Consider the following 1,304-nt stretch of genomic DNA (forward strand, 5'->3'; position numbering starts at 1 on the left):
GCCCAGCGCCACGAAGTCCTGCGTACGGTTTTCGCCGAGGTCGACGGCCGCCCGGTGCAGGTCATCGGCGACGCACCCCTCATCGACTTCACCGTTACCGTTCCGGACGAGAGCGGCGATGCCCAGAAGGCCGCCGAGAGGCTATCGGCCGCGCTGACGGCTCGCCCGTTCGACCTGGAGCGGGGACCGCTCCTGCGCTGGATGCTGACGTGGTTGGGCGATGACGACCATGTGCTCGCCCTGTCAATGCATCACATCGTGTCCGATGGATGGTCGGTGGGTGTGCTGCTGCACGAGGTGCAGGCTGCCTATGCGGGCATTTCGCTTCCGGAGCTTCCCGTTCAGTACGCTGACTTTGCTGCTTGGCAGCGGCAGTGGCTTGCCTCTGGAGTCCTGGAGGAACAACTCACCTACTGGCGCACAACCCTCGCTGGCGCACCGCCCGTCCTGGACTTGCCCACTGACTTCCCGCGCCCTGCCATTCCTACCTACCGCGGTGCGCACCTTCACACCCGCATTGGTGCGGGGACAGCGGGAGCGCTGAACGCGTTGGCACAGCAGCACGGTGCCACACTGTTCATGATCCTTCAGGCCGTCTATGCCGCCCTGCTCACCCGCCGTGCGGGACAGAGCGACGTCGTCATCGGGGTCCCCATCGCCAATCGCTCCCGCACCGAAACCGAGAACCTCATCGGCTTCTTCGTCAACACACTGCCGCTCCGAACCCAAACCGATCCGCACGAGCCTTTCGCCGCGCTCCTCGACCGCGTCCGCGACACCGCGCTCGACGCTTTCGCCCATCAGGACGTTCCTTTCGAGCGCCTGGTTGAGGAACTCGCACCCGACCGCGACCTCGCCCGAAACCCCCTCTTCCAAGCCATGTTCGTCCTGCAGAACGCAACGCGCACAGGTGTCGACATGGACGGCGTCGAGGTGACCCATCTGTCGGTCGAGGACGGCACGGCCAAGTTCGACCTCATGATGCTGGTCGACGAGGCGGGTGCCGAGCTGGATGTAGCCCTGGAGTATGCGACGGACCTGTTCTCGGAGGGCACGGGCCGGGCGATCCTTGATGGTTTCGTGCGTGCCTGTGAGGTGCTGGCCCAGCACGGCGCGGCGACAGCTGTTGGTGAGTTGACCGTTGTGTCATCGCCGGAACGCCGTCTGCTCCTTGAGGAGTGGATTGCGACGGATCGGCCGGAGCGGCTGGGCGGTATGGTTGAGCGTGTCCGTGCGCTGGCCGAGGCGGTGCCGGATGCCCTCGCCGTCCAGGACGAGCGTATGACCGTTACGTACGGGGAGCT

The 1,304-nt window shown here is 65.6% G+C and carries 1 protein-coding gene; it reads left to right on the plus strand.

Annotated elements, in window-relative coordinates; all coding sequences use genetic code 11:
* On the plus strand, window positions 1-1,304 hold a 1,304-nt coding region (locus BT364_RS38945), incomplete at both ends, for a condensation domain-containing protein (protein ID WP_256260444.1).

It is taken from the genome of Streptomyces atratus (genome assembly GCF_900119365.1).
Taxonomy (GTDB): domain Bacteria; phylum Actinomycetota; class Actinomycetes; order Streptomycetales; family Streptomycetaceae; genus Streptomyces; species Streptomyces atratus_B.